Annotated in this window: 29 protein-coding genes; 19 read left to right on the forward strand and 10 right to left on the reverse strand. The window is 35.5% G+C overall.

Annotation, left to right across the window (positions count from 1 at the left end; genetic code table 11):
* The first annotated feature begins 77 nt into the window (after positions 1 to 77).
* Entirely contained in the window at positions 78 to 674 is a 597-nt protein-coding gene (gene folE / locus ZA07_RS01100; RefSeq protein ID WP_053969888.1) for a GTP cyclohydrolase I FolE, read from the forward strand.
* A gap of 55 nt (positions 675 to 729) precedes the next feature.
* A complete protein-coding gene (locus ZA07_RS01105; protein ID WP_053969889.1) occupies positions 730 to 1,020 on the forward strand; it encodes a hypothetical protein in 291 nt (96 codons plus the stop codon).
* 36 nt (positions 1,021 to 1,056) lie between these two features.
* On the opposite strand, the gene ZA07_RS01110 is transcribed toward ZA07_RS01105, so the two are convergent.
* From ZA07_RS01110 to ZA07_RS01130, 5 genes are all read right to left on the reverse strand, one after another.
* The gene (locus ZA07_RS01110) at positions 1,057 to 3,303 is read right to left on the reverse strand and encodes a TonB-dependent receptor (RefSeq protein WP_053969890.1); all 2,247 of its coding nucleotides are present in this window, start codon (positions 3,301 to 3,303) and stop codon (positions 1,057 to 1,059) included.
* Between the two features lie 54 nt (positions 3,304 to 3,357).
* Positions 3,358 to 3,669, reverse strand: a complete 312-nt coding sequence (locus tag ZA07_RS01115) for a hypothetical protein (RefSeq protein WP_157492013.1) — start codon at positions 3,667 to 3,669, stop codon at positions 3,358 to 3,360.
* 24 nt (positions 3,670 to 3,693) lie between these two features.
* Positions 3,694 to 4,188, reverse strand: a complete 495-nt coding sequence (locus ZA07_RS01120; RefSeq protein ID WP_053969892.1) for a DUF6787 family protein — start codon at positions 4,186 to 4,188, stop codon at positions 3,694 to 3,696.
* Between the two features lie 26 nt (positions 4,189 to 4,214).
* Positions 4,215 to 4,664: a DUF6146 family protein gene (locus ZA07_RS01125; protein WP_053969893.1), complete on the reverse strand. Its 450-nt coding sequence runs from the start codon at positions 4,662 to 4,664 to the stop codon at positions 4,215 to 4,217.
* 167 nt (positions 4,665 to 4,831) lie between these two features.
* Complete coding sequence (locus ZA07_RS01130) at positions 4,832 to 5,473, reverse strand: hypothetical protein (RefSeq protein WP_053969894.1); 642 nt, start codon at positions 5,471 to 5,473, stop codon at positions 4,832 to 4,834.
* A gap of 406 nt (positions 5,474 to 5,879) precedes the next feature.
* Here ZA07_RS01130 and ZA07_RS01135 point away from each other — a divergent pair, with 406 nt between their 5' ends.
* The 9 genes from ZA07_RS01135 (at position 5,880) to ZA07_RS01175 (ending at position 12,444) form a co-directional block, all read left to right on the forward strand.
* Complete coding sequence (locus tag ZA07_RS01135; RefSeq protein WP_157492014.1) at positions 5,880 to 6,500, forward strand: hypothetical protein; 621 nt, start codon at positions 5,880 to 5,882, stop codon at positions 6,498 to 6,500.
* Between the two features lie 51 nt (positions 6,501 to 6,551).
* A complete protein-coding gene (locus ZA07_RS01140) occupies positions 6,552 to 7,283 on the forward strand; it encodes a hypothetical protein (RefSeq protein WP_053969896.1) in 732 nt (243 codons plus the stop codon).
* Positions 7,284 to 7,318: 35 nt separating this feature from the next.
* The gene (locus ZA07_RS01145; protein WP_053969897.1) at positions 7,319 to 8,095 is read left to right on the forward strand and encodes an enhanced serine sensitivity protein SseB C-terminal domain-containing protein; all 777 of its coding nucleotides are present in this window, start codon (positions 7,319 to 7,321) and stop codon (positions 8,093 to 8,095) included.
* Between the two features lie 5 nt (positions 8,096 to 8,100).
* Complete coding sequence (locus ZA07_RS01150) at positions 8,101 to 8,544, forward strand: hypothetical protein (protein WP_053969898.1); 444 nt, start codon at positions 8,101 to 8,103, stop codon at positions 8,542 to 8,544.
* Positions 8,545 to 8,555: 11 nt separating this feature from the next.
* Positions 8,556 to 8,876: a hypothetical protein gene (locus ZA07_RS01155; RefSeq protein ID WP_053969899.1), complete on the forward strand. Its 321-nt coding sequence runs from the start codon at positions 8,556 to 8,558 to the stop codon at positions 8,874 to 8,876.
* Positions 8,877 to 9,047: 171 nt separating this feature from the next.
* Complete coding sequence (locus ZA07_RS01160) at positions 9,048 to 10,127, forward strand: serine hydrolase (protein ID WP_053969900.1); 1,080 nt, start codon at positions 9,048 to 9,050, stop codon at positions 10,125 to 10,127.
* Between the two features lie 24 nt (positions 10,128 to 10,151).
* Positions 10,152 to 10,658, forward strand: coding sequence for a DUF4440 domain-containing protein (locus tag ZA07_RS01165; protein ID WP_197276681.1), 507 nt, complete (start codon positions 10,152 to 10,154; stop codon positions 10,656 to 10,658).
* Positions 10,659 to 10,689: 31 nt separating this feature from the next.
* Positions 10,690 to 11,541: a TlpA disulfide reductase family protein gene (locus tag ZA07_RS01170; protein WP_053969902.1), complete on the forward strand. Its 852-nt coding sequence runs from the start codon at positions 10,690 to 10,692 to the stop codon at positions 11,539 to 11,541.
* A gap of 309 nt (positions 11,542 to 11,850) precedes the next feature.
* Entirely contained in the window at positions 11,851 to 12,444 is a 594-nt protein-coding gene (locus ZA07_RS01175) for a helix-turn-helix domain-containing protein (protein WP_053969903.1), read from the forward strand.
* Between the two features lie 108 nt (positions 12,445 to 12,552).
* Here the strand turns inward: ZA07_RS01175 and ZA07_RS01180 are convergent, their stop codons facing one another.
* The 4 genes from ZA07_RS01180 to ZA07_RS01195 form a co-directional block, all read right to left on the reverse strand.
* Entirely contained in the window at positions 12,553 to 13,191 is a 639-nt protein-coding gene (locus ZA07_RS01180) for a DUF937 domain-containing protein (RefSeq protein ID WP_053969904.1), read from the reverse strand.
* 89 nt (positions 13,192 to 13,280) lie between these two features.
* Positions 13,281 to 14,243, reverse strand: coding sequence for a D-2-hydroxyacid dehydrogenase (locus ZA07_RS01185; protein WP_053969905.1), 963 nt, complete (start codon positions 14,241 to 14,243; stop codon positions 13,281 to 13,283).
* Between the two features lie 33 nt (positions 14,244 to 14,276).
* On the reverse strand, positions 14,277 to 15,338 hold the full coding sequence (gene serC, locus ZA07_RS01190; RefSeq protein WP_053969906.1) for a 3-phosphoserine/phosphohydroxythreonine transaminase: 1,062 nt from the start codon (positions 15,336 to 15,338) through the stop codon (positions 14,277 to 14,279).
* Positions 15,339 to 15,454: 116 nt separating this feature from the next.
* Entirely contained in the window at positions 15,455 to 16,519 is a 1,065-nt protein-coding gene (locus ZA07_RS01195; protein WP_053969907.1) for an acyl-CoA reductase, read from the reverse strand.
* Positions 16,520 to 16,638: 119 nt separating this feature from the next.
* Between ZA07_RS01195 and ZA07_RS01200 the strand changes: the two genes are divergently transcribed.
* The 4 genes from ZA07_RS01200 to ZA07_RS01215 all read left to right on the forward strand — a co-directional run bounded on the left by ZA07_RS01200 (position 16,639) and on the right by ZA07_RS01215 (position 18,961).
* The gene (locus tag ZA07_RS01200; protein ID WP_053969908.1) at positions 16,639 to 16,992 is read left to right on the forward strand and encodes a 4Fe-4S dicluster domain-containing protein; all 354 of its coding nucleotides are present in this window, start codon (positions 16,639 to 16,641) and stop codon (positions 16,990 to 16,992) included.
* Positions 16,993 to 17,089: 97 nt separating this feature from the next.
* The gene (locus ZA07_RS01205; RefSeq protein ID WP_053969909.1) at positions 17,090 to 17,608 is read left to right on the forward strand and encodes a DUF3124 domain-containing protein; all 519 of its coding nucleotides are present in this window, start codon (positions 17,090 to 17,092) and stop codon (positions 17,606 to 17,608) included.
* 1 nt (position 17,609) lies between these two features.
* Complete coding sequence (locus ZA07_RS01210) at positions 17,610 to 18,227, forward strand: MarC family protein (protein ID WP_082316480.1); 618 nt, start codon at positions 17,610 to 17,612, stop codon at positions 18,225 to 18,227.
* Between the two features lie 116 nt (positions 18,228 to 18,343).
* A complete protein-coding gene (locus tag ZA07_RS01215; protein WP_197276682.1) occupies positions 18,344 to 18,961 on the forward strand; it encodes a matrixin family metalloprotease in 618 nt (205 codons plus the stop codon).
* Between the two features lie 51 nt (positions 18,962 to 19,012).
* Here ZA07_RS01215 and ZA07_RS01220 read toward each other — a convergent pair whose 3' ends face one another.
* The gene (locus ZA07_RS01220; RefSeq protein WP_053969911.1) at positions 19,013 to 20,140 is read right to left on the reverse strand and encodes a carboxypeptidase-like regulatory domain-containing protein; all 1,128 of its coding nucleotides are present in this window, start codon (positions 20,138 to 20,140) and stop codon (positions 19,013 to 19,015) included.
* Between the two features lie 280 nt (positions 20,141 to 20,420).
* Between ZA07_RS01220 and ZA07_RS01225 the strand changes: the two genes are divergently transcribed.
* From ZA07_RS01225 to ZA07_RS16325, 4 genes are all read left to right on the forward strand, one after another.
* Positions 20,421 to 22,319, forward strand: a complete 1,899-nt coding sequence (locus ZA07_RS01225; protein WP_157492015.1) for a M1 family metallopeptidase — start codon at positions 20,421 to 20,423, stop codon at positions 22,317 to 22,319.
* A gap of 101 nt (positions 22,320 to 22,420) precedes the next feature.
* Positions 22,421 to 23,068 (forward strand): FMN-binding negative transcriptional regulator, encoded by a 648-nt coding sequence (locus ZA07_RS01230; protein ID WP_053969913.1) that lies wholly within the window; start codon positions 22,421 to 22,423, stop codon positions 23,066 to 23,068.
* 3 nt (positions 23,069 to 23,071) lie between these two features.
* The gene (locus ZA07_RS01235; RefSeq protein ID WP_053969914.1) at positions 23,072 to 23,833 is read left to right on the forward strand and encodes a DUF6090 family protein; all 762 of its coding nucleotides are present in this window, start codon (positions 23,072 to 23,074) and stop codon (positions 23,831 to 23,833) included.
* Positions 23,826 to 24,920, forward strand: a complete 1,095-nt coding sequence (locus ZA07_RS16325) for a DUF6090 family protein (RefSeq protein ID WP_053969915.1) — start codon at positions 23,826 to 23,828, stop codon at positions 24,918 to 24,920. Before ZA07_RS01235 ends, ZA07_RS16325 begins: the two co-directional genes overlap by 8 nt.
* The last annotated feature ends 4 nt before the right edge of the window (positions 24,921 to 24,924 follow it).

Here is a 24,924-nt window from a genome sequence, read left to right on the forward strand (position 1 = left end):
CATGCAACTGTTAAGGCAAATGGATTTCTGCGGGTTTCATTTTTTTGACTAATTTTAACCTATAATAACACACAGCTATGCTATACAAACATTTTGAAGAATATAATATGCAGGTCACAGATGATGTGAAGGCACGATATAAAAGTATTATTGCTGATTTGGGGGAAGATGTCACTAGGGATGGACTTGTAAAGACTCCTGAACGAGCTTCCAAAGCAATGCAATTCCTTACACAAGGTTACCATCAAGATGCTGCTGAAATTTTAAAGAGTGCCATGTTTGAAGAATCTTATAATGAGATGGTTATTGTTAAGGATATTGAATTATACTCTTTGTGTGAACACCATATGTTGCCTTTTTTTGGAAAAGCTCATATCGCTTACATTCCAAATGGCAGGATTGTAGGTTTAAGCAAGATTCCTAGGGTGGTAGATGTTTTTGCCCGACGACTTCAAGTACAAGAGCGCCTGACAGAACAAATTCTGGATTGTATTAATAACACCCTAGAACCACAAGGGGTTGCCGTGGTGATTGAAGCGTCTCATATGTGTATGATGATGCGTGGGGTACAAAAGCAAAATTCTGTTACTACAACCTCTGGCTTTAGAGGTCAGTTTGAAAAGATTGAAACTCGAAGTGAGTTTTTAAAGCTCATTAGTGAAAAATTGTCCTAATCTTTTTTTGGTACACTTCTTGTTACAATAATTGTAACCTTTTAAACTGAAAATGATGAATTTAAGTAATTTAAGCAAGCATAAAAAATTAGCCTTAAGCATTCTTTTTGATGCTATTGGTATGGTTACATTATTTGATATTATTTGGGCTCCTATATCTGGTTATTTAATGGCCAATATGTACAAAGGAACCAAAGGTAAAGTAGCAGGGGTGATTTCCTTTATTGAGGAAGCCCTACCAGGATTTGATTTCATTCCTACGTTTACCCTTATGTGGCTTTACACCTATGTTATCAAAAAAGAATCTAATGAGGTTCAACCCATTAAAGTAAGGTCCAACAATTAAAGAAAAAAGCTCAGTAAAACTGAGCTTTTTTTTGTTTTATATTCTGTAAGATAAACCAAAGGTTAGGTTCCTTCCCATATTATAAATGCCATCGGGTTTTAATCTTGAAAGATGGTTGATATAGGATTCATCAAGGATATTGCTTCCAGAAATGGTTACATCCAAATCCCTTTTGAACACCTGTATTGTGCCTCCAAAACCAGCACTTAACAATTGATATCCTGCTGTTGTGGTTTCAAACGGACTTACATGGTTTTGATCAAAGGTCGTTTTTAATCTAACAAAAGCGAACCCTTTTTGAAGCCAACCTGTATTGTATTCAACACGAATGGTATTATTTAAAGAATTGGCTGGAATCAATGGTAGGTAGTTATCGTTCTGTTGTTTACCGGTTACGGTTTCAAAACTACTTTCAACATGCAACCAATCAAGTGGGTGCGGGTGAAAATGAAATCCGAATTCTCCTCCATATAAAGCAGCATCATCTTGGACATATTGATAAGCTGCAAACTCTTGTATCTCTTCTCCTAATGGAGATAAGAAAATGTAATTGTTGATTGTGTTATAGAAACCATTGGCAAATACTTCCCAGTGGTCATTTTTATATTCCAAATTAAGGTCAAACTGAATGTTTTGTTCATTCTTTAAGTCTATATTGCCAATCTCATAACGGTAAGAACCATGGTGAACACCATCTGAAGTAAGCTCTGCTAAATTGGGGGCTCTAAATCCAGAGGCTACATTGAATCTGGCTGTTACGTTTTTTGCCAAATTGGTTTTGGCACCTATAGCACCATTAAAACTATTAAATTCACGTTGTAAACCTTCTGGTAATTCGATAGATCGGTGGTCAAATCTGGTACCCACTTGTACATCTACTTTTTCAAAGTGAATGTGGGTCATTCCTAAAACGCCTACATCATTGGTAGTCGCATCAGGGATTAATTGTTCCTCTCCATAATTTGTATTGGTTTGGTGCATCCCTTGAACCCCAACAATGGTTTCCGTTCTTCCTATTTTGGGAAGATGATACTTAACATCATAATTAAAGGTTTTTAATTTCATTTGAAGTGCAGGGTGTAGCTCTTCGTTTTCCTCATGCTCGTCATGTTCCTCTTCTTCATGGTGGTCTTCTTCTTCCTCGCCATGTTCCTCGTGGTGGTGCTCATCTTCAAATTCTTGACGGTTGTTATAAATGTAGCCTAGATTAAATTCTAAGCTCGATTTGTCAAAGAAAACCGTTGATTTGGAACTGAACACATGGTTTGTTAAATCTTGATAGGGAAGCATGGGGTATTTTGCTTTAGACTGTAACGTCAATTCTTCTGGGATACCCAATTTGCTGTGGTTGACGTTGTATCTGAATTCGGTTTTAAATTTGGAATCCTGAAAGCCGATACCTCCTTTAAAATCCTTTTCATTCCATCGGGTGTTCGTTACTCGATAGTTTGGTGTTTCATAATCGGAATGCTCTGCCAAACTTCCTCTGAACAAGAATTTGAACTTGTCACCAGACGCTTTATAAGCTGCAGTAGTGTTATAACCCAGTGTATTGCTAAAGTAAGTGGCACCCAAATGTCCTTCTGAACTGTTTTGAGAAGCAAATCTTTCTGGGTTAAGGTAAAGGACTCCTCCTAAAGCATCGCTTCCATATAAAAGTGAAGAAGGGCCTTTAATTACTTCTACACTTTCTATTCCAGCATCACTAACGCCCAGTCCATGTTCGCTACCAAACTGTTGGTTTTCTAATCGAACTCCTTGGGTATATACCAAAACCCGATTTGAACTAAGCCCTCTGATGACCGGTTTGCCTATTCCTGTTCCTGTGGTAACGCTTTCTACACCAGCTATGTTGGTAATCCCATCTGCAAGTGTTACGGCTCCCTGACTTTTTAAATCGGAAACATTTTGACGTTCCACCTTCATAACATTCTCACTTTGGAGTTTGTGAAAGGGTGTCGAAATGATTACTTCTTCCATTTCAATTGCCGACGATTTTAAACCTATTACTAAAGTTTCAGGAATTGGAATCTCAATGGTTTGGGAATAGGTTTCATAACCAACAATGGAGACAACAATTTTGTAATTACCTGTGGGTAGATTGTCTATTGTAAAAACTCCTTGTTCATCTGTGGCAGCTCCTTTTTCAAGTTGAGGAACATACACAGAGGCATATGGAATGGGTTCTTGGGTATCTGTATCGGTAATAATTCCGTGGACGGAATTTTGAGCATAGATTGATGGAATAACCATCATAATCAATGCTTTAAATAAAAATTTCATTTAAATAATTGGGTTTAATAGTAAATAATGATTCAAATTGATTTGAGGCGAATATTAACTATTAAAAGGTGGGCCGCGTAGGCTGATATGTGATTTCTGAAACTCACTTATGAACTGGTATTGCGAAAGAATCAGTTCGTGGTTGTGCTCTTCTTTAAGAAGATCATATTCAAATACTGAAAGGGTGAAAGTAGGAGTGATTTTAAACTTTTGAAAATCACAATCTACGTCCCAAGTATGAAAGTGCGCTTGTGGTTCTCCTTGACAAACTTCATGTTTGTGCTTAGATTCCAAACTGTGGTGTAACTTAATAGCAGCTGGCATCATCACCAAAAGGATCAGACCTAGGGCTGCTATTCTAAACATGATATGTTGCTTTAGTTTTTCCACTTAATCCACAAATCGTTTTAAACCAAATCGTCTAAGCATTTTCTTTTCAAATTCCCAGAAGAATTTAAACTGGCCTAAGGCCCATCCAAAGAAAACCAATAATATTTGGTAAAAAATGAGCCCAATGATAAGGTATAGTACCCAATACAGCAAGGGATTTAAGTTTTCTTTAGTAATTCCTATGAATTTGATAAGGGGTCTGCTAACAAAGACAGAAGAGGTTCCGGTCATGGCAAAGATGATAAACACCCTAATCATTTCCCAACGGTACTGCAAGATCCATTTTTTTTCCAATTTTTTAAATAAGAATAGGGTGACTCTTAGTAGTATGAAAAAGATAACTACAGTTGTACAAATAAACAAAAGAAGGTTTAAATGCTTAAAGAGTGCTGCAGCCAATTTATAGGAGCTATAGCCCAAACCAACCAAGCCCAAAAACGGAAAAATGAGTTGCCAGTTCTGTTGAATTTCCCAATTTTTCTTGAATGTTTCCATAGGCTATATTGCTGTGCAAATATAGTCTAAATACGTGGAACTATTCCTGTTAATTGTTGTTTGTATTTTAATTGAAAGTAAATGAAATAATTATAAAGTTTGTAGTTTACATCATAGCCATAATCAATGCCTGGACTGTAATTGATTTGCATTTCATAAAGACTGGGATTATAAACTTGAGGTTGAAGTACCCTTTGGTTCCAAGCGGTCACATATTGAATGTTTCGACCTTCCAAGAAAGACTGCGTATAAAAACCTTCAGGTCTGGCAGTAGACTGCAACCATGTATTAAAACCGGGTTCAATAATGATGATTTCATATTCTACTTCCTCATTAGCAATTCTTACCGTATCATTATCAATAGTTTTTATGGAATCCCTGGTTACTTGGCTATTTGACTGGTTAGTATTGGATTTGGTTGAACTACAAGCCCAAATGCACATAACAAGTATTCCTATGAGATAAAATTGTTTCATAAGTTTAAAAATACGAAAATTAAATTTGATTAGAAGTAGTCAAATATAGTTTGAAATATGATGTGCCTTATGAATAAGTTGTTTGCGGCTATTTAAATAATTTCAACACTTTTCTTAATACAAGAAAAATGGAGCTACCTAGGGCAGCTCCATAATGCAATAACTTTCTAATTGGAATTGGCACCTGGATAAAATGTTAAGGTACCTGTAAATACATGATCTGTTTGATGTTCAGCTATGAAACCATCAGGGAAATTGCTCCATCCTCCATCAATTAAATTCACCCAACTATCTGTGGTACCACTACCAGTTGCTCCAGCAAAGCGACCAGTGCCTCCTGTAAATTCAAAGGCATCCCCAAACCATAATTCGTAGAGAGGGTCATCAAATACTTGGTAAATTTGTCCGATTACATCTGTTGGTGGAATATTGAAATACAATTCATCCCCATTGGCCGCAACAAAAACACCTTCTCCTGCACGATACTGGAAATTAGGTCCACCACAAAAAGAAATGGTTGTCATAAATTCACCTAAATGTGTTCCATTTCCACCACCGACTTGATAATTTCCGGGAGCACCAAAATCTTCATCTGGATTTTCAGACCCATAGGCAGAACAATCAAGTGCAAAAGAATAATCTCTAAGCGTATAGAACGTTGCCTTAAATGGTACCGTGACGGCTCTAGGTTCAGCCTTTCTCAAGGATTCATTAGTTGCAACTTCATAAGAATCTAATTGTTCATGAGAACAAGAAAAGAAAATCAACAATAAGATAGGGGCCATCCAAATTAAATTTAAACGCTTCATTTTTTGAAAAATTTAAAATTGATAAATCGAATAGTACCAATAATGGTGATCGGGAAGGTAGTTGGTTAAGATTTATTCGGCACATAAAATACCTAGCCATTTTATACTCTAAAAAGGAGTAAAGCTTGTGCTTAAAGCATTTGAATTTAAGCTTTTAATTATGATTTTCGGATGATGGAAATCATAAGAAATTAGGATAATATTTTGTAACTTATAAAGTTAGTTTTAATAACTAGATCTAATTCGAAGTTTAGATATCTCTAGTAATATTTTCCTGCTCAAAATTATATTAGGTTCCCTCTAAATGTATCCATAATATATTAGTAGTTAAAATGTAAGTAATTAATGTATTTTTAGAGAGAGAGAATGACTTCCTCCTATTTTGAGAATTTTTTTTATCATATTATTGAGTCTGGTTATACCACAGTTCCTTTTTTCACAAAGGGAAATTGTTGGTAAGGTAGAATTTTATAAGTCGGTGGAAAGCGAATACAAAATTTTAGAATCCTTTCCAGACGAGACAATTCAAAATTTGACCAACCGAAAACACAAGATTAGTATAAAACAAAAAAACAAACTCTTTGAATTAGAAACAGACTCCAGTGGAATTTTCAAATTTAGAACGGATTTGAATGATTCCATTCATATTAATGTAAACCACCATTCAACTATTTTCAATGAAACTTTTAAGTTCGATTCATATGAACTTAACGATACTTTAAAACTTCGGATATCTGATAGAAAATTAGCTGTTTATCGTGATTCTTTAGTTGAACCGGAATTCTATAATAAGTACAGTGAAAAGCAGGCTTATATAGACTTCAACAACGGAATCCGACGTCTTTTCAGTGCAGGCGGTTTTTTATCCGAGGATACCATTCAAAAAAATAAACTGTTTGCTGAAAAATACGATTTGAATTACGAATACCTTTTTGGTTGTATAGTTAACAGAACTGAAATTAGGATTGTATATCGATACAATCAAGTAATGAAAAAGTTAATGGGTATTAGCGAAAAGGTGTGGTAGAAATCCTGATATTTGGCCTTAAGAAATTCCTAATAAATTACAACTGTAACCATGGGTTATAAAAATGATATGACTTTTAAAGCCTATATATTTCATATTGTGAAACATGAAATTTCTAATACAAAAATCCTAGCCTTGTCTGGATTTGTTTTCCTTGTCTTTGGAGTGATTTTTTATTACCTGTTTAAAAACACCTATTACTTCATACCCGGAATTCCTCCTGTTTGGACTTTAATTGTCATTGGGAGTTTGGTTATGGTCTTTAGTCAATTTTATCAGTTTTATGATTTTGAGAAAATCATACATGAGAAAGTTGGGTTTTTTGAATTAGGTTCCGATGAATTGATTTTAAATTATACAGAGAAAATAAAATATGAAGAGTTGACTGATTTTGAAATGGTTATTGATGCCTATTTCGATGAAAAAATAAACATAACCAATCGAGCTCCTGAAGAGAAAAGAAGTTTAGGAATTAGTAATACTTTGAAAATTACCCACCAATCAAAAACACGAATGTTTAATTTTAAACTTGAGAATGAATCTCATAAAAATGTTTTGGAGCGAAATATTTATGAATTGGTCATTCATGAAAAATTGAAATATATTGATGCTAAAAAGTCCAACAAATTAATTCCAGAACGCTACAGGAAATATGAAGAGTACCGAGAATATGTAGGCAAACAACTGAAAGCAAACAAAGTAAATTGTACTGAAGGTTTACTGCTAATTGGGTATAACACCTATGAGGAAGCCCAGGAATTAAAAAAGAAGTATTGTGATTAAATGGATTAAGTTTTAACATCTGAAAAAATTATAAAATGGGACTATTTGACATCTTTAAAAAGAAGAAAACAGGAAGCAGTTTTCCAGAAAATGAATTGGAAAAAAACTTAATGGAAGCTGCTACAAAAGCATCGGCTAGACCGCAGTTTTATCAAAAGTTACTATGGAATGACCTTATTGTTTTAACCAATGGCAACCATGGTATTTCAGAGGGGATGCAGACATTGGAAAAAGATAGCACCGTGGCTTTAGTTACATTTGAAAATGGACAAATTCCAGTGTTTACATCAACGAATCGTATTTTTGATAAAGACATCATTAAAGAGGAGGTGCCTTATTTAGCCATTAGAGGTCAGGATTTGTTTGGAATGACCAAAGGTGCCACCTTGATTCTAAATCCTTATTCTGACTATGGTAAGGAACTTATTCCTCAAGAAATCGAAAAATTGATGGATGGTTCCATTTTAGAAGAAAGTAACGATAAAGTGATTGAGGAGAATACCCAGATCCAAATTGGTCAACCAGCAGCCTATCCAACAGAATTGGTAAATGCTATGAGTGATTTGTTTAGGAGACAAGGCCTTGTTAAAGCGGCATATTTGGCCGCCATAAGCATGGGGCAAAGCGAAACGCGCCCACATTTAATGATTGCACTTGATATGGATGGAACTATGAAGGCTGTTACCAATGAAGCTGGTCCTTTGGCTGAAAGAATTTTTAAAGAAGGGATTATTGACTTTATTCAATTGGACACAAAAAATGATTTATCTCAATATTTTTTAACCGAAACACAACCTTTTTACAAGAGATAGAAAACATGACCCTTTCAGAAGTCTATTTTTACATGATAATTTTCATTTGTATCGGTCTTACCTTTTTCGTGATTTTTACTTCAGAAGACTTAAAGGATGAAAAACGTTACAATTGGTATAGGAAATATTTCTTATTTATAGGGTTTGGAGGTGTTACTATGGAATTATTGGGCTGGAATTATTTATGTCCTATCAATTGCGCCCTTCTCACTTTTTCACCGTTCCTGACAGTAAATATTATAAAAGCGACTACCATTATATTTAGAAAATTATTTGACAAAGAACCATATCAAACATATCGTCATGAATTGTCAGATGGAATTTGGGTTGATAACAAAGGGGATTTGAAGCATAAAAATTATTATATTATTTATAGTGTCTTTCTTAACTTTCTACCAGTGGCAACGGTCCTGTTAGCTTATAGTTTGATTAGAAATCACTTTTGTTAGTATCAAAAACCATGAACCATTCCGAAGTTATTTATGTTAAGGCTCAATTAAAAATGCATACCACCCAAGAAGGTGGACGTAGCACTGGTTTTCTATCTGGTTTAAGACCGAATCATGTTTTTGAGTATGATGATAATGGCTTTTTAAGGACCTATATAGGAGACATTCAGTTTGACGGACAAGAATTGATTATGCCGGGGGAATCCAAAGAAATCTTGGTTAGATTTATAGATGATCCATCGTTACATAAATACTTGCAAGTTGGTCGGACATGGTGGATTCATGAAGGAGCAAAACAAACTGGTGAAGCGCAAATATTGAAAATCTTATAAGCTAGATCATGCTGAAATTGTCATCACATTTTTTTAAAACACAATAAATCAGATTATTAATGCGTCACATTGTTCCATATTTCCTTTTCTGTAAGAAAATAAATAATTAGTTTTAAAGGATACTCCCCAAATTTATTCCTACGTTTTAATTATTTTTTAAAAAATACAGTAATGAAAGTATTGTCTATTGTTTTCTGCTTTTTGTTTTTCCATTATGTCTCGGCCCAATTGAAGGCTTCCCAATATTCCCAGATTGATCAAATCATGGAAAAACTTTATGCCGACGGGGACATACATGGTGGCATTCTTATAGCTGAAGGAAAACAGATTATCTATGAAAAAGCCTTTGGAATGGCCGATAGAAATCTTGAAATTCCTAATACTACAAACACTAGTTTTGTCATTAATAGCATGGGAAAAATGTTTACAGCTATTTTGACCTTACAATTGGTTGAAGAAGGATTGATTCGTCTTGATGACCCCATTACCAAACATTTACCATGGTTTAAACATCCAAAAGCCAAAGATATTACGGTGCATCAATTATTAAGTCATCGGTCGGGGCTAAAAGGATATTTTGATGAACAAATTGATGGTCGGTTGGAATTCTTTTTACCCCAACGGGAGGTTTTGGACCGTATGGCCCAATTGGAGTTGAATTTTGAACCAAATACTGGTTATGATTACAGTAATACAGGGTATTTGCTGTTGGGAGAACTCATCATGAAGTATCGCCAAGTTGATTATTACGAGGTGCAGCAACAACGTATTTTTAAACCTTTGGGAATGGTCAATACCTACAATTCAATTTCTGTTTATGGCCCTGGAGCCCCAGTTTATTATTTGAGCGATGGTAGTGCCGCTACACCTTTTCCTCATGGCAATTATCGTGGGGATGGAGGTGCCAAATCCACGCTCCATGACTTGCATACCTTTATGCTAGCATTGGGTTCTGAGCAACTTCTAAAACCTGAGAGTTGGAAACTTATGTTTACTGAGTATTCCTTTCCAGAAGAAGCCAAAAGACCTTTTGGAGCTCATTTCTATCCATACGGGTATGGATGTGGTTTTTTTGAATTGCCATTCAGCAGAGGTAAGAAAGCCATAGCCATAGGGCATGCCGGTGCGGGTTATGGGTCTTCCAATTTAATGATCAAGTTTCAGGATCATGACCGCATTATTATTCTTTGGAACAACGAATATCTAAACCCGATGCCTATGGCCTTATTTGAAGCCTTGGCTCAATTATAATAAACACCTAAAATCATGACCTCTATGAAATATTTCATTCTTATTCCTGTTTTGGCATTACTATCGTGTAACAACCCATCACCAAAAGTAGAGAATAAAACATCTGATGAAAATCCTCAAGTGACTCGTAAAACAGATTCGGTTGCAGTAACCCAGATGGTTGGTGCTTTTTTCATAGCCTTTGATGCTAGAGATTACGATCAGATGGAGGCTATGATGACACCTCAAACCAAATTGGTGCACCATAATGGCGTAACAACAAGTGCCAGGGAAATGTTGGATATCATTAAAACAACCGAACCTTGGTATCCCAGAGAACGGATATTGTCACAGTTCGAGTATGAAGGAGGCAAAGATTGGGCTCTGGTAGGCGTGGTCAATGAGGCTACTTTTTTATTGCCGGAAGGGGAGAAGCTTTATGCACCGTACAAGGAAACCTGGTTCTTTCAAAAAACAGATGGGAAGTGGCACCTATTAAGATGTCATTATTCAAAGATCACTAAAGAAACACACACTGAAAGTGTAGAATAAAACTATTTTACTGATTTAATACCCAGACGACATGAAAGCATTAAATTTCATTTTTATAATCCTCTTTATCCCGCTCTTTAACGCATGTAAAGATAAGGAGGAAGTCCCACAACAATCAACATCGGAAAGGGTTTTAAATCTAGAACCAACTGTTGACTTCAAAACCATGGAAACGGATTTTAAAAGTTGGTGGACATATTATTCTAATCACACCCCATTATCATTAAATTTTATACCCATAGACGAGCAATTTGACACCATTGGTAAACGGCTATTTTTGGAAAAACTAAGCACGGGGAACTTTATCCCTTTAAAAATACAATCTAATCAAGAAAATGATGCTTACCAGCTTTTTAAGCTAGGAACTGAGGCTGACAAAAGCATAAAAACTACCATAAAAAATCAAGCTTTGATAAATTTGAAGCATTATAACATGGAAGGTCGTCCTTTTCCAGAATTTAAATTCACCGACTTGAATGGAACTAATTATACTAATGAAAATATAAATGGAAAAACCCTTATTATAAAGACTTGGTTTATTCATTGCAAAGCGTGTATTGCCGAGTTTTCAGAACTAAATGACTTTGTTGAAAGACACCAGCAAAATGAGGATGTGATTTTCTTGAGTTTGGCCTTAGATTCCAAAACAGATTTGGAAAAGTTTTTAAAGGAAAACAAATTTGAATACCAAGTAGTATCTGACCAAAGGCATTTTATAGAAGATAAGTTAAATTTGAATATGTATCCTACCCACTTGATAGTTGATAAATCAGGAACTACAACTAAAGTCGTTAACAAGGCATCAGACATGATGGCGTTTTTTGAAAATAGAAAGGCAGAGAAGAGCCCTAAAAAGATACTACCACCAGCACCGCCTATGTAAAAATTATTGGAATTATAAAACAATAAGGAAAATGAAGAAATGTATCAAGTGTTTTTATTTGACGAGAATGAAGGCTATTATCTTTTTAATGGAACTTATATCTCAGGGAGCGAAAAGGCCATATCAGATATTAGGAATGCAATATTGACTTTTAAAAGAAATAAATAAGTACTCCAATTTTGGATATTATCAAATTATAAAATTCTTGCTAATTAGGTGCTTGTCACTTTTGTCGCAGAAATGTCACAGTAATGACGCTACCAAAATTTATACAACAACCTACTTTTACAGAAAAAAGTTATCTACTACATGAACCAATCTCATTTAGCACAACGTCTTAAAGAAATAAGAAATAGAAAGGGAATATCTCAGGAAGTTCTGGCCGAAAAATCGGGTTTAAGCCTAAGAACTATTCAGCGCATTGAAAACAATGAAACGGTGCCACGGGGAGATACACTAAAAAGAATAGCAATGGCTTTAGGAACCTCACTAGATGACATCATAGACTGGAAAATACAAGAGAATCAAAACTATTTGATTTTAATGAGTCTATCTGCCCTCGGTTTTTTATTCTTTCCTTTACTTGGTATAATTATTCCACTAATCTTTTGGATATTTAAAAAAGATAAACTCAAACATGTTAACAGTTTAGGTAAATCAATTTTGAACTTTCAAATTTCATGGACGCTTTTCCTTATCCTCAATTATATTTTAATTCTTACAGGAAGTTATAGTACCATTCTTAATATGCTTTTTCCTAATTTAGTTTTAAATATTTACAGCATCTTTATTCCCTTAATTATTCTTTATCCTTACAATATACTGGTCATACTGATTAATACGCTTCGCATTTATAGAAAGAAATCATTTAGGTTTGTACCTGCAATTCCTATATTGAAATAAACCAAAATCAAAAATTTGATTCATTAATTCCGTTTAAAAATAATAGTATATTAAAAAGAAAAGGAGGCTCTTATAGAACCTCCTTTTTAACTTTAAATTGAGTAATGTTTATTTTCCAAATAAACCACTCAGAAGGCCACCAAGACCACCCTTGTTTTTACTAGATCCCAAAACCATACCGGCTACATCATCAACCACACTGCCATCACCATCGACATCTAAGATGGCTTCTAAAAACGATTGTTCGTTATCACTAGAATTGCCTTTTATCATGCCGCCTAATAAATCATCCAAACCAGCCGGACTAGATACGTTGTTTTGCCGTGTTTGTTTTCCTAATAATCCCAATAGGATAGGGGCGGCCACTTTAAGAATTTCAGCTACTTGGTTGGCATCCATTCCAGATTTGTCGCCAATCAATTTATTGACCCCTTGTTGCTTGCTTCCCAAAACATGGTTCAGAATCTTGCTACCGTCTTCCAACATGTTATCATTGACGCCTCCTTCAAAAAAGCCTCCCAAGTTGTCCAATAAACTTCCGTCGTGTTTACTATTGTTAAGGGCACCTAACAAATTGGCGGCGCCTTCAGGCGTTGCAGCATTTCGTTTCATGGCCTGCATCATGACCGGTAGGGCCATGGTAAGCACGCTGGCGGTTTTATCTTGAGGTTGATTAGTTTGGTTGGCAGCACCATTGATGATGGATTGGCCTAAATCGCTATTCAGTATATCGAGTATTCCTGACATGTGTTTAAATTTTTGGTTATGAGAAAATAAGGTACAAAAAAAAGTCCATAAGCAGTTGTTATGGACTTTAAGATATAATCAATTTTATTTTAAGCTTCCTGCCCTTTAAAAATGGCAATGATTTGACTTGCCAGTTCTGTTCCAATACGGTCTTGAGCCTCATTGGTTGCCGCACCTGTATGAGGAGTTAACGACAAGGAAGGATTCATCAATAATTGAATTTCTGGAGTAGGTTCTTTTTCAAAAACATCCAATGCCGCTCTAGCAACTTTACCAGAGTCAATAGCATTAACCAAAGCCACTTCATCAATCACACCACCACGTGCTGCATTAACCAAAATAACACCATCTTTCATGGTTTCAAATTCTGGCGCACCAATCACATAATCGTCTTGCGCTGGTACGTGAAGGGTAATAAAATCAGATTGCTTTAAAAGCTCTTCTTTAGAAATGGTTTTGATATTGAAGGTTACTGTTTGTCCGTCAAAAAAGTCTAATTCCAAAGAAGCTTCTTCCATAAACGGGTCAAAAGCCACAACTTTCATCCCTAATCCTAAGGCCACTTTGGCAGTCGCTTGACCGATTCTTCCAAAACCTAATATACCAATGGTCTTGCCTTTAAGTTCGATTCCTTTGGAGTAGCTCTTTTTAAGAGCTTTAAATTTAGTTTCTCCTTCCAAAGGCATATCTCTGTTGGCATTGTGTAAGAAGCGTGCTAGCCCCAACATGTGTGCAAAAACCAATTCTGCCACAGAGTGGGAAGAAGCCGCAGGTGTATTAATCACGTGAACTCCTTTATTTCTAGCATAATCCACATCGATATTATCCATGCCAACACCGCCACGTCCAATCACTTTAAGATTCTTACATGCATCAATCAAGTCTTTTCTAACTTGGGTTGCACTTCGAACTAAAAGAACATCAATATCATTTTCGTTGATATAATCGATTAATTGTTCTTGAGCAACCGTTGTGGTGTTTACATTAAATCCGCCAGCTTCGAGAGCCTCGATACCGCTTTTTGAAATACCATCATTTGCTAATACTTTCATGCCTGTTTGTTTCTATATTTTAATTGTATATTATTATGCTTTTCTCTCTAATTCACTCATGACTTCCACCAATACCTTGACGCTATCAAGCGATAGGGCATTGTACATGGAAGCGCGATATCCACCCACACTTCTGTGACCGTTTAAGCCATTGATACCGGCTTCTTTCCACATGGTGTCAAAAGTCTCTTTAAGGTCTTCGTTTGCCAAAGTGAATGTGGCGTTCATATTTGATCTATCGGCCTTTACAGCAAAACCATTAAACAATGGATTTAAGTCAATTTCAGAATAAATAAGCTGTGCTTTTTTCTCGTTTTCCTTTTCAATAGCAGCAATTCCACCAAGGTTTTTAAGCCATTCCATAGTCAACATAGACGTATAAACAGCAAACACAGGAGGTGTATTGAACATACTGCTTTTATCAATATGTACTTTATAATCCATCATGGAAGGAATCTTGCGAGACACCTTTCCTAGGATATCTTCTTTAACCACAACTAACGTTACACCCGCAGGTCCCATGTTCTTTTGGGCACCGGCATAAATCAGATCGAATTTTGAGAAATCCAATTGTCTTGAAAAGATATCACTACTCATATCACAAACCATTGGGATTGGTGAGTTAGGGAATTCTTTTATCTGGGTTCCAAAAATGGTATTGTTTGAAGTACAGTGGAAATAGTCATACTCCTCTGGAATGTCATATCCTTTTGGGATGTAGTTATAGTTGGCATCCTTAGAGGAAGCTACTTCATAAATGTCGTCATAAATTTGAGCCTCTTTAATAGCTTTGGCGGCCCAAGTTCCTGTATTTAAATATCCTGCTCTTTTTTCTAAAAGGTTAAGAGCTACCATCAAAAATTGGGTACTAGCTCCTCCCTGTAAGAACAGAGCTTTATATCCCTTACCTTCCAAACCTAGCAATTCTAGGGCTAAGGCTCGAGCATTTTCCATTACATCAACGAATGCCTTACTACGATGGGATATTTCAATTAGCGATAAACCATTATCAAAGTCTAAAACTGCTTGAGCAGATTTTTCAATAACCTCTTGTGGAAGCACACATGGTCCGGCGCTAAAATTGTGTCTTTTCATGGATTAAATAGTTTTAAATTATGTGTTGAAACCGTTTATTTTCAACTGTTTTTTGAAATGAAATGAATACAAATTTGCTAATTAATTATGACAAACTTGTCACTTCTATGATAATTTTAAGAAGATATTGTCAACAAGAACTCCAAGGTATCCACTCCGTCGGCATAGTCTGTTAATGCTGGTCTTTGGGTCTGTCCGAAAGCGATATCGTTTGAATTCTGGCCTTTTGAAACGATGCATTGAATTTTCTCTGCGTCAGTATCCAATTTTCTTCTCAGGTCTACCATACTTTCGTAGTGTTCATAAAAAACCGTAGCAATGGGGGAGGCGTAGCTTGTATCTTCCTTAATCATCAAAAAACCGTTCTCCAACATATCAAACTCGCTCATCAAATATACGGCCTTGTTATAGTCGTAATTGTTGGCATATTTAGTTTCATTGATAATGGGATGCCATTCATAGACACCTTGAAAAAAGGCATCAAAGTTATAGTCTTTAGGTACAAACAATTTAGACACATTTCTGCAGCCCAATCCATAATACCTAAAAATATCTTCAGCCAGTTTTTCCAATTCTTCAGGGGATTCTTCACCTGTAAGAACCGCTACTGAATTTCTATTTTTTCTGATTATGGCTGGTTTGTCCTTAAAGTAATATTCAAAATATCGAGCTGTATTGTTACTTCCAGTAGCAATTACGGCATCAAAGTCTGATAATTTTTCTTCGGTAAAAGTGATTTTTCCTTTGAATTCAGGCTCAACGAATTCAAGATATTTTGCCAAAAAAGGCAACAATTGTTTATCATTTGAAGATTGTTTGACCAGCACATCATGACCACTAATTAAAACGGCTAAAAAATCGTGAAACCCAACCAGAGGAATATTTCCTGCCATGATGATAGCAATGCGCTTGGGATCTACGGCTTGAAGGTCATATGACGAAACCCAATTATTTAGGTTTTCTTCAGCAAGCAAATGTGACCAACCAGAAAGGGCATAGATTAAATTAGCACGGTTAAACCAACCGTTGTGTTCTTCTGCCAATTTCATTTGGTGCTTAAAGCCATCAAAAAACAAGTCATTATGTGGGATTTCCTCTTTTTTAACAGGGGTTTCCTGATCAAATTGACTCATAAAGTCCCCCAATAATGTAAAAGCTTTAATTCTTTGATGTAAATCCATTCTGTGTTTGGTTATGAATTGTTTTGGCTTTATTTTTGCGCAACAAAGTTAGAAAAATGAACTTGAACACGGGTCTTTTTTATACAGAATAAAGACCTGTCAAAAATCTAAAATTCGCTATGGCAATTATTATAACAGACGAATGTATTAACTGCGGTGCTTGTGAGCCTGAATGCCCAAACACGGCTATTTATGAAGGTGCCGATGACTGGAGATACAACGATGGCACCAGTCTTTCTGGTGATATTGTTTTGCCTAACGGCAAGCAAGTGAACGCCGAGGAAGCACAAGAACCAATCAGTGATGAAATCTATTACATCGTACCAGATAAATGTACTGAATGTAAAGGATTCCATGAAGAACCGCAATGTGCTGCGGTTTGTCCGGTAGATTGTTGTATCCCAGACGATGACCATGTAGAAACTGAAGATGTGTTATTGGGAAAACAACGTTTTATGCATCCAGAGGATTAATATCCCGAAAAATAAACTTTAAGAACCCCAAGCAATCACTTGGGGTTTTTTATTCGTTTGAAATAGTTTAAATTAGACCATTATCAAAAACTGGATTATGTTCAAAAAGTTTGTGTTGTTTGTTTGTGTTGTTATGGTGTTTGCAAATTGCCAAAATCCTAAAAAGGTGAATAGCTCTGTAGATCCTGTGAACTGGAAAAAAAGACAGACCTTTTCTCATTCTGGTTTGGACTCGTTGCAAACCGGGACTACCTATTTGTCTGTGTATTCGGAAATATATAGCCAGACCGAACATATTACACATGAATTAACCGTTACAGTAAGCATGCGTAATGTAAACAGAAAGGATTCCATATTCGTTGCAAGTGCCCAATATTTTGATACGCACGGGGAGTTAATCCATTCTTATTTTGAACAGCCCATTTTTATAGCACCCATGGAGACCGTTGAAATTGTTATTGATGAAAAGGATACCCAAGGAGGTACAGGAGGTAATTTTTTGTTTGACTGGAAACAACAAAGCGGTGTATTAGAACCTCTATTTGATGCTGTGATGATCTCCACCTCTGGGCAACAAGGGCTTTCTTTCTCAACTCAAGGAAAGCGTATACAATAGTATGATAGCAAGTATTCTCTCAACCATTTTTTTTCTTATAGCTGTTATTGATCCTCTAGGGAGTATCCCAGTTTATCTTGAGGCAACTAAACATTTTGATGGTAAACACAAAAAGAAAGTAGCAATCATTGCCTCATTTGTCGCTTTTGGTATTTTGTTGTTTTTTATCCTTTTGGGGCAACTGATTTTGGAAGGGATGAATGTTTCTTTAGATGCTTTTCAAATATCAGGGGGTGTCATTCTGTTTCTGTTTGCTTTGACCATGATCTTTGGAGAAGGAAAACCTGAGTCAGAGAAGCATTTAATAAAAGATTACAAACATGTGACTATATTCCCAGTAGCAATTCCATCTATTGCATCACCTGGAGCTATTATGGCTGTAGTATTGATGACCGATAATCACATTTATGGTTTTCAGCATCAAGCTTTAACTACTGTTTTGGTTTTTATAGTTGTCATGCTAACTATGTTTTTACTTCTTGCAGCCAACCTTGTACAAAAGCGTATAGGTGATTATGGTATTACTGTAATCAGTAAGATTATGGGCTTAATACTGGCAGCTTATGCGGTTCAAAGTATCCTTACTGGATTAAAGGATTTCTTTCAGGTACTGCGATAAGTAATTCTTCCAATTTTAATAAGAAATAACTTTAAATAACCTTTAGAGAAATAATTGATTTTCAGGAACGTTTAAAGACTGACTCCTTTTTTTAAAAAATTATGTACCTTAAAGTCATGAGATTAGCTAGTTGGTTATTATTAATACTTCTTTTTAGTTGTTCTAAAAGACAGAGTGATTCTGTAATTATAGGCGTACAAGCATATGGGGAGGTCAATCCTGCTTTTTTAGATTCTATATCAGATGCATTAGAAGCATCTTTTGGCAATGAGGTGGTTGTCTTAAATCAATTGTCTCTACCTGACCATGCTTTTGTTCATATAAAAAACCCAAGGTACCGTGCTGATTCTTTGTTGCGCGATTTAGTAAGGAACAAACCGTGGTATGTGGACCATGTGATAGGAGTCACCAATCACGACATTTCTACCACTAAAAAGAACGACTTAGGAGAAATCAAAAAACCAATTTATAAATATATGGATTGGGGCGTATATGGCTTGGGATATGTGGATGGGCCAAGTTGTGTGGTTTCTACCTACAGACTCGGAAAAACCTGCGAACCCCAATTTTATGCCCGTCTCAAAAAAATTGCTATTCATGAAATAGGACATAATTTAGGTTTGAATCATTGTGATAATGAACTTTGCGTGATGCAAGACGCTGCCGAAACCATTGCAACCATTGATCGCGTGGGTTTCAACATATGTTCTGATTGTAAACGGATTATTAAATAAAAGAGCTGCCCATAAAGACAGCTCCAAATATTATATTCTTTTCGTTTCGTTTTAAGGTTGAATAACCGACATCTCAAACACAAAAAATTCCATAATTCGATCGACGTCACTGAATTCAGGATCGTAGTTTTCAGTATGAAAGGATGAATAAAAAACAGCACCATCACCATGTAAAAAGGTGAAGGCTAAATCCTTAGTTTCGGTAATAATATTATTTCCTGAATCTCTATAACTAACTTCACCTTCAAGCCATGAAATAGTTGTTGTAGTGTCATAACTGTCAACTACTTGCCAAGAACTTAAAAATTCGTCTATTTCAATTGTATCTTCTAATACAATATCAAAATTCAATTCCAACCAATCGCTTAATGTAGTGTCTAAAAGGGTAGCCGTTGTAGTCAAAGATGTTCCACTTTTTTCGGGATCATAGAATGTCATATAATCAGCACCACCATTAGTAATATCATTTAAGTATCCAGCGGCCCAGTCTGTAGCATATAAAATTCCTCCGTTGTAAACATAATCCATCAAGACATCTCCCATATCTTCTAATGATTCATTCAAACCACAATTTAAAAACAGAATGTCATAACTACCTAAAAGTGCCTGATCATTCATTAAATCTTCAAAATTGAAATCGACATTAGGCTCCAGTAAAATTTCATCCATCACACCCTTATTTTGGGACATATGAAGCGATTCCCTGTGGCCATGTGCGCCTGAAGGTCTTCCAAAATTGTTCCCTTCAATGATATCAAATAAAGGCTCTTGAGTTATTGGATCAACCAATCCTATATTAAGAAGAACATGCTCAATATGATCAAAATGTCCTGTAACAACCCCAATAGTTGGTAAAATATCCAATAAGGCATCTTCATTGGTTTTAGCGCCTTCTACATCAATTTGTAATAAGCCAGAAAACTTCCCTTTTGTGAATGTTAATTCGTAATTACCTTTTGGAAGTGATAAAGCATATTGACCTTGAACATCTGTAAAAGACTCAGCTACAACTGTGTTGTTGGAGCGAGCACTAACCATAGCATTGGGAATCGGGTCCGTGCCATTTGGAGCCAACAAACGACCGTTTATTGCAAATCCAGTAAGGTCATCGGTAGTTTTATCATCAGAACAAGAATAAATGAGCGTTAAAATAAGAAAGAGGCGTAAAATGTTTTTCATGAAATCTGTTAGTTTAAGTTTAGTGAAGTTTTAAATATATGGATATTCAATTATTTATGTTAAGGTTATCGATAAAATACTGATTGAAAGCGGTTAATTGATATTTTATTGATGATTTTTGGGGTTGAACTAAGAATTATACAATATTCATAAAGTATTTAAGGAATAAGAACTCCTGTTCATTTATAGATTTTTAAATCATTGTAAAAATATTCTGATATTTTAATATATTTATGCTTCTCTCTATCAGAATGTTATAAACTTTAAAATATTCAAAATTATGATTCACACCTTCAAATGTTATTTCACCTGTTGTCTTGTTATAATGGGGGGCTTGTTATTTGGTTATTCCCAAACCATACCTGCGGATATCTATGTGCCGCTGGAATTTCAAAAAGCCTATCAACAAGGAACACGAATGGCCAATGGAACGGTTTCGCCTAAATATTGGCAAAACCATTCAGTATACAATATTAAGGCTACCATAGAGCCATCAACCCGATTACTCACTGGAGAGGCCATCATTACTTATTATAATGAAAGCCCAGATAGTTTAAAAAGTATCACATTTCATACCTATCACGATTATTACAAACCGGATTCCAAAAAAGCAGGTTTTTTTAGGGCAGCAGATGCAAATGAAAAGCCACATGAGGGTATGGTATTGGATCAAGTTTTGGTTGGTGACCAACCCATTGATTTAAAAGACAGAAAACAGGCAAGGTATGGCGGCACCAATTACAACATTGTTTTGGGCGATAACCCTGTTCCTCCTGGCGGACAAGTGAATCTAAGAGTTGATTGGCATTATGTCATTCCAGGAGAAGGTTTTGAACGCAGTGGTGCCATAGACCCAACATCAATGTTTGTAGCATATTGGTACCCTGAAATGGCTGTGTATGATGATATTGATGGATGGGATCGGGTTGTTTATGATGCAGCCACCGAATTTTATCATGATTATTCTGATTATCACGTGGAGTTGACAATTCCTGATAATTTTATGGTTTGGGCCTCTGTAGCACCAGACAATCCCACTGAGGTTTATTCAGAAGAAGTGCAGAAACGTTTGGAAAAAGCTTCAAAAAGTACTGAAGCAGTATCTATAATTGGAGAATCAGATTTTAAATCTACGGCTACCAAAAACCTAACATGGAAGTACACCGCTAAAGACTTCCCTGACTTTTCTTTTGCCTTGAGCGATCACTTTGTTTGGGATGCGGCTCATTATTCTGATAAAATGGGAGATTACTTCATCCAAGTAGCTTATCCAACTAGTCATCAAGAATTTGCTGCTGTTTTGGAAACTATTGGAATGTCTCTGGAGGTGTTTCACAATCAATTTCCTGTCTATGAATTTCCATTTCATTATTTCACCATTTTCAATGGGTTAGTAGGAGGAGGTATGGAGTTTGCTGGAATGGCCAATGACCAAGAAACCTCTGCAGAAAAATTAAAAACTTATGGGTATGAAGTCGCAAATGATACCGAAGCGCAATTTGGTTTGTCCTTGCATGAAATGTGCCATATGTATTTTCCATTTATGATGGGAATTAATGAAAAAAAATATGCTTGGATGGATGAAGGTTTTGCTTCATTTTCTAGCTTTTTTATGGACAACCCATTTAAGATGCCTGAAAGAGATTTACCATATCTTGGGTCTCAAGAGGTATTGCCAATAATGGCTCCTTCGCATTTATTTGAAGGTAGCGGACTTAATTCCTATACCATAGGATCCCATTCCTACAAGAGCCTTTATGAGCTTTTGGGAGAAGAAACTTTCACCAATTGTATGAAAGCCTATATGGATACATGGAAGCATAAGCATCCAACACCGTATGATTTTATGATGACCTTTAATCGGGTATCAGGTGAGAATTTGAATTGGTTTTGGAAAGCCTGGTATTTTGATTGGGGTTATATGGATATGGGGATAGAGCAGGTCAATGGACAACAGGTGACGCTTAAGAATTTAGGTGGTAGACCCATGGCAATGACCATTAAAGCAACTCTTGATGATGGAAGCGTCTTAGAAGAAAAAATTAACCCTAAGGTTTGGAAAGACAGTAATACATTTCATTGGAAGCTATCTTCGACCAAAGGCTCCTTGAAAAAAGTTGAGCTTGAAATTCCTAGTTATGACGCCAAAGCCAGCAACAATACCTGGGAGAAAAGTTAATAATTCTATTAGAATGTAATTATAAGACCTGATCATTTTTCCATCAGGTCTTTTTAATTTGATTTTTCTATAAGTTCCCTTAATTCTGTATTTTTATTTTTATGTATGATATTCCTGTTTTTAAAACCCAAGATTCCCAAAAGGTAATTGATTTTATTTCCAAACATCCTTTTGCCATGTTAATAGGTGCCAATGACAGCAACGAACCAGTTGCTACACAAGTTCCCATGTTTTTGGAATTTGAAAAGGATCAAGCCTATCTGCGTGGACATTTAATGAAACATACTACCCATTATCAAGCTTTTGAAAAGAATCCGCAAGTTTTAGTCGTTTTTCAAGGAGCACAGACTTATGTAAGTGCGACTTGGTATCAAAATCCACAGTCGGCCTCAACTTGGAATTATATGAGTGTACATTGCCATGGAAGCTTGCGGTTTCTTGATGAAACTGCTTTGGAAACTATTTTACAAAAAACCACCCTTCATTTTGAAAAGGGGAATCAGGATTCGCCAACGGTTTTCAATAATTTACCCAAAGACTACAAAGATCGGCTTATGAAAGCTATCGTTTCCTTTGAAATAGAGGTGACAAACATGGAGCATGTATTTAAGCTGAGTCAAAACCAAGATGCTCAAAGCTTTCAAAACATTATTTCCGAATTGAATAAAGGGAATGCCCAAGCCCAAGAAATAGCAGAGGAGATGCAAAAGTTGGAAGCCGATTTGTTTAATAAAAATCAAGGTTTTTAAAGGATGATTAAATTTTTTAGAAACATTCGGAGACAGCTTATCAATCAAGGCAAAACTAGCAACTACTTTAAATATGCTATTGGCGAAATTGTTCTGGTAGTTATAGGTATTCTTATTGCTCTTCAGGTTAATAATTGGAACAATTATCGAAAAGACAGAAATGACGAAAAAATGGCGCTCATTGAAATATATCAATCTTTATATTATCAAAACAACCAAGTGATTCCCTATCAACTTAAACGCACTATAACGGCAGAACATGGAATCAACACGTTTCTGAATTTAAGAGAACAACATGCAACTATCTCAGACTCGGTTTTTAAAAGACTTTGGGGTGAAATCAATATGGGAGCACGCTTCACTTACGAGTCTGGGCCTTTCGAGGCGATTAAGAATAGAGGGCTCAATCTTATTTCAAATGATTCAATTAGAACCATGCTGGTGACTCTTTATGAAACAACATTTCCCAGAACCCAATACTTTACAAACAGCTATTTAGACTCACAGGATTATAGTACTTCAACAGTAAAACTGCAAGAATTCTTTTCAAAAACAAAGGTTTATAAAGACAAAACTGAGAATTGGACTTTTGAGCATGTTTTCGAAAATCCAGATATGCTTTACAGCAATGAATTTCTGGACTACCTAAGTATTAAGAAAGAAGGCAGTGTCTATTTCAGAAAAAGTATAAACCCTTTAATTTCAGATATTAAAAAGGTTATGGATGCCATAGATCAAGAATTAAAAATCGAAAAAAATGATTAAGTTTTTCAGAAACATCCGTAAAAAACTTTTAAATAATGGTAAAAACTCAAAATATTTCAAATATGCTATTGGTGAAATTATACTTGTTGTAATTGGTATACTTATCGCGTTACAAATAAACAACTGGAACGAAAAGCGCAATCAAACCGAATTAGGCTATCAATATTTAACCGAAATGCGCTATGAGCTACAGGATGATGTTACTATGCTCGACTACTATATAAACGCATTGAAAAAAAGCATTGAAAACCATGAGGCTGCTTTAAACACGAAAAACATAAACACCTTACCCTTAGATAGTCTTTATATGCTTGTATCACCTCAAAATTTAGATTTTAAGGTAAGTGAATTGACTTATAATAAAATGACCAATTTGGGTATTACCAAATTATCTAATAATGACCAGCTAAATACAATGATTACCAATTACTATAACCAACGAGTGGTTATCCAAAAACAATCACTGGCTTACTTGTTTGAAGAGTTAATAAAATATACGGACTATTTGAAGTATCAACAAGACTATTTTGATAGGTATCCTGTTGATGAATACCCGTCGCTTGTTAATGAAACCCCAGAAGAACACGATAGCTTAAACAGGCTAGGGCTTATAAAATTTGCAACTTCATCTAGAGGAAGAAAGCTCATCATTAATGATTTAGGCAGTAAACAGTATGCATTAAATGGTTTGGAATATTTTCAAGGTGCCACAGTCGCCTTATTAAATGCTGTTTACAATGAACTAAAACAGCAAGACCCTACTATAGACCCTTTACCTGATTTACCCCAAGAATTTAATTTTAAAGCCTTTGAGCTACCCGAAGCTATTCTAAAACAGTACGTTGGACGATATGAGTCAACTAAAGAAAACTATGTGTTAATAGTATTTGAAAAGGGTAAACTCATTTTAAGTTATTATAATGAAGATGGCGGCAACTTACTTAATAATGAAATTTTGCCTTACGAAACGGATAAATTTTATATAGAAAAATATTTTCAAAAAGTATATTTTAAAAAGGAAAAAGGTAACATAAAAAGTCTTGCTTTTAATCAAAATGGGGAAAGGGAGTATAAAAAAATTAACTAATACT

Source organism: Mangrovimonas sp. ST2L15 (assembly GCF_001280515.1).
GTDB lineage: Bacteria > Bacteroidota > Bacteroidia > Flavobacteriales > Flavobacteriaceae > Mangrovimonas > Mangrovimonas futianensis.

Bases quoted from the DNA above. Each gene is read 5' to 3' on its own strand.
- folE (WP_053969888.1), top strand. From the start codon at position 78: ATGCTATACAAACATTTTGAAGAATATAATATGCAGGTCACAGATGAT.
- ZA07_RS01105 (WP_053969889.1), top strand. From the start codon at position 730: ATGAATTTAAGTAATTTAAGCAAGCATAAAAAATTAGCCTTAAGCATT.
- ZA07_RS01110 (WP_053969890.1), bottom strand. From the start codon at position 3,303: ATGAAATTTTTATTTAAAGCATTGATTATGATGGTTATTCCATCAATC.
- ZA07_RS01115 (WP_157492013.1), bottom strand. From the start codon at position 3,669: ATGTTTAGAATAGCAGCCCTAGGTCTGATCCTTTTGGTGATGATGCCA.
- ZA07_RS01120 (WP_053969892.1), bottom strand. From the start codon at position 4,188: ATGGAAACATTCAAGAAAAATTGGGAAATTCAACAGAACTGGCAACTC.
- ZA07_RS01125 (WP_053969893.1), bottom strand. From the start codon at position 4,664: ATGAAACAATTTTATCTCATAGGAATACTTGTTATGTGCATTTGGGCT.
- ZA07_RS01130 (WP_053969894.1), bottom strand. From the start codon at position 5,473: ATGAAGCGTTTAAATTTAATTTGGATGGCCCCTATCTTATTGTTGATT.
- ZA07_RS01140 (WP_053969896.1), top strand. From the start codon at position 6,552: ATGGGTTATAAAAATGATATGACTTTTAAAGCCTATATATTTCATATT.
- ZA07_RS01145 (WP_053969897.1), top strand. From the start codon at position 7,319: ATGGGACTATTTGACATCTTTAAAAAGAAGAAAACAGGAAGCAGTTTT.
- ZA07_RS01150 (WP_053969898.1), top strand. From the start codon at position 8,101: ATGACCCTTTCAGAAGTCTATTTTTACATGATAATTTTCATTTGTATC.
- ZA07_RS01155 (WP_053969899.1), top strand. From the start codon at position 8,556: ATGAACCATTCCGAAGTTATTTATGTTAAGGCTCAATTAAAAATGCAT.
- ZA07_RS01160 (WP_053969900.1), top strand. From the start codon at position 9,048: ATGAAAGTATTGTCTATTGTTTTCTGCTTTTTGTTTTTCCATTATGTC.
- ZA07_RS01165 (WP_197276681.1), top strand. From the start codon at position 10,152: ATGAAATATTTCATTCTTATTCCTGTTTTGGCATTACTATCGTGTAAC.
- ZA07_RS01170 (WP_053969902.1), top strand. From the start codon at position 10,690: ATGAAAGCATTAAATTTCATTTTTATAATCCTCTTTATCCCGCTCTTT.
- ZA07_RS01175 (WP_053969903.1), top strand. From the start codon at position 11,851: ATGAACCAATCTCATTTAGCACAACGTCTTAAAGAAATAAGAAATAGA.
- ZA07_RS01180 (WP_053969904.1), bottom strand. From the start codon at position 13,191: ATGTCAGGAATACTCGATATACTGAATAGCGATTTAGGCCAATCCATC.
- ZA07_RS01185 (WP_053969905.1), bottom strand. From the start codon at position 14,243: ATGAAAGTATTAGCAAATGATGGTATTTCAAAAAGCGGTATCGAGGCT.
- serC (WP_053969906.1), bottom strand. From the start codon at position 15,338: ATGAAAAGACACAATTTTAGCGCCGGACCATGTGTGCTTCCACAAGAG.
- ZA07_RS01195 (WP_053969907.1), bottom strand. From the start codon at position 16,519: ATGGATTTACATCAAAGAATTAAAGCTTTTACATTATTGGGGGACTTT.
- ZA07_RS01200 (WP_053969908.1), top strand. From the start codon at position 16,639: ATGGCAATTATTATAACAGACGAATGTATTAACTGCGGTGCTTGTGAG.
- ZA07_RS01205 (WP_053969909.1), top strand. From the start codon at position 17,090: ATGTTCAAAAAGTTTGTGTTGTTTGTTTGTGTTGTTATGGTGTTTGCA.
- ZA07_RS01210 (WP_082316480.1), top strand. From the start codon at position 17,610: ATGATAGCAAGTATTCTCTCAACCATTTTTTTTCTTATAGCTGTTATT.
- ZA07_RS01215 (WP_197276682.1), top strand. From the start codon at position 18,344: ATGAGATTAGCTAGTTGGTTATTATTAATACTTCTTTTTAGTTGTTCT.
- ZA07_RS01220 (WP_053969911.1), bottom strand. From the start codon at position 20,140: ATGAAAAACATTTTACGCCTCTTTCTTATTTTAACGCTCATTTATTCT.
- ZA07_RS01225 (WP_157492015.1), top strand. From the start codon at position 20,421: ATGATTCACACCTTCAAATGTTATTTCACCTGTTGTCTTGTTATAATG.
- ZA07_RS01230 (WP_053969913.1), top strand. From the start codon at position 22,421: ATGTATGATATTCCTGTTTTTAAAACCCAAGATTCCCAAAAGGTAATT.
- ZA07_RS01235 (WP_053969914.1), top strand. From the start codon at position 23,072: ATGATTAAATTTTTTAGAAACATTCGGAGACAGCTTATCAATCAAGGC.
- ZA07_RS16325 (WP_053969915.1), top strand. From the start codon at position 23,826: ATGATTAAGTTTTTCAGAAACATCCGTAAAAAACTTTTAAATAATGGT.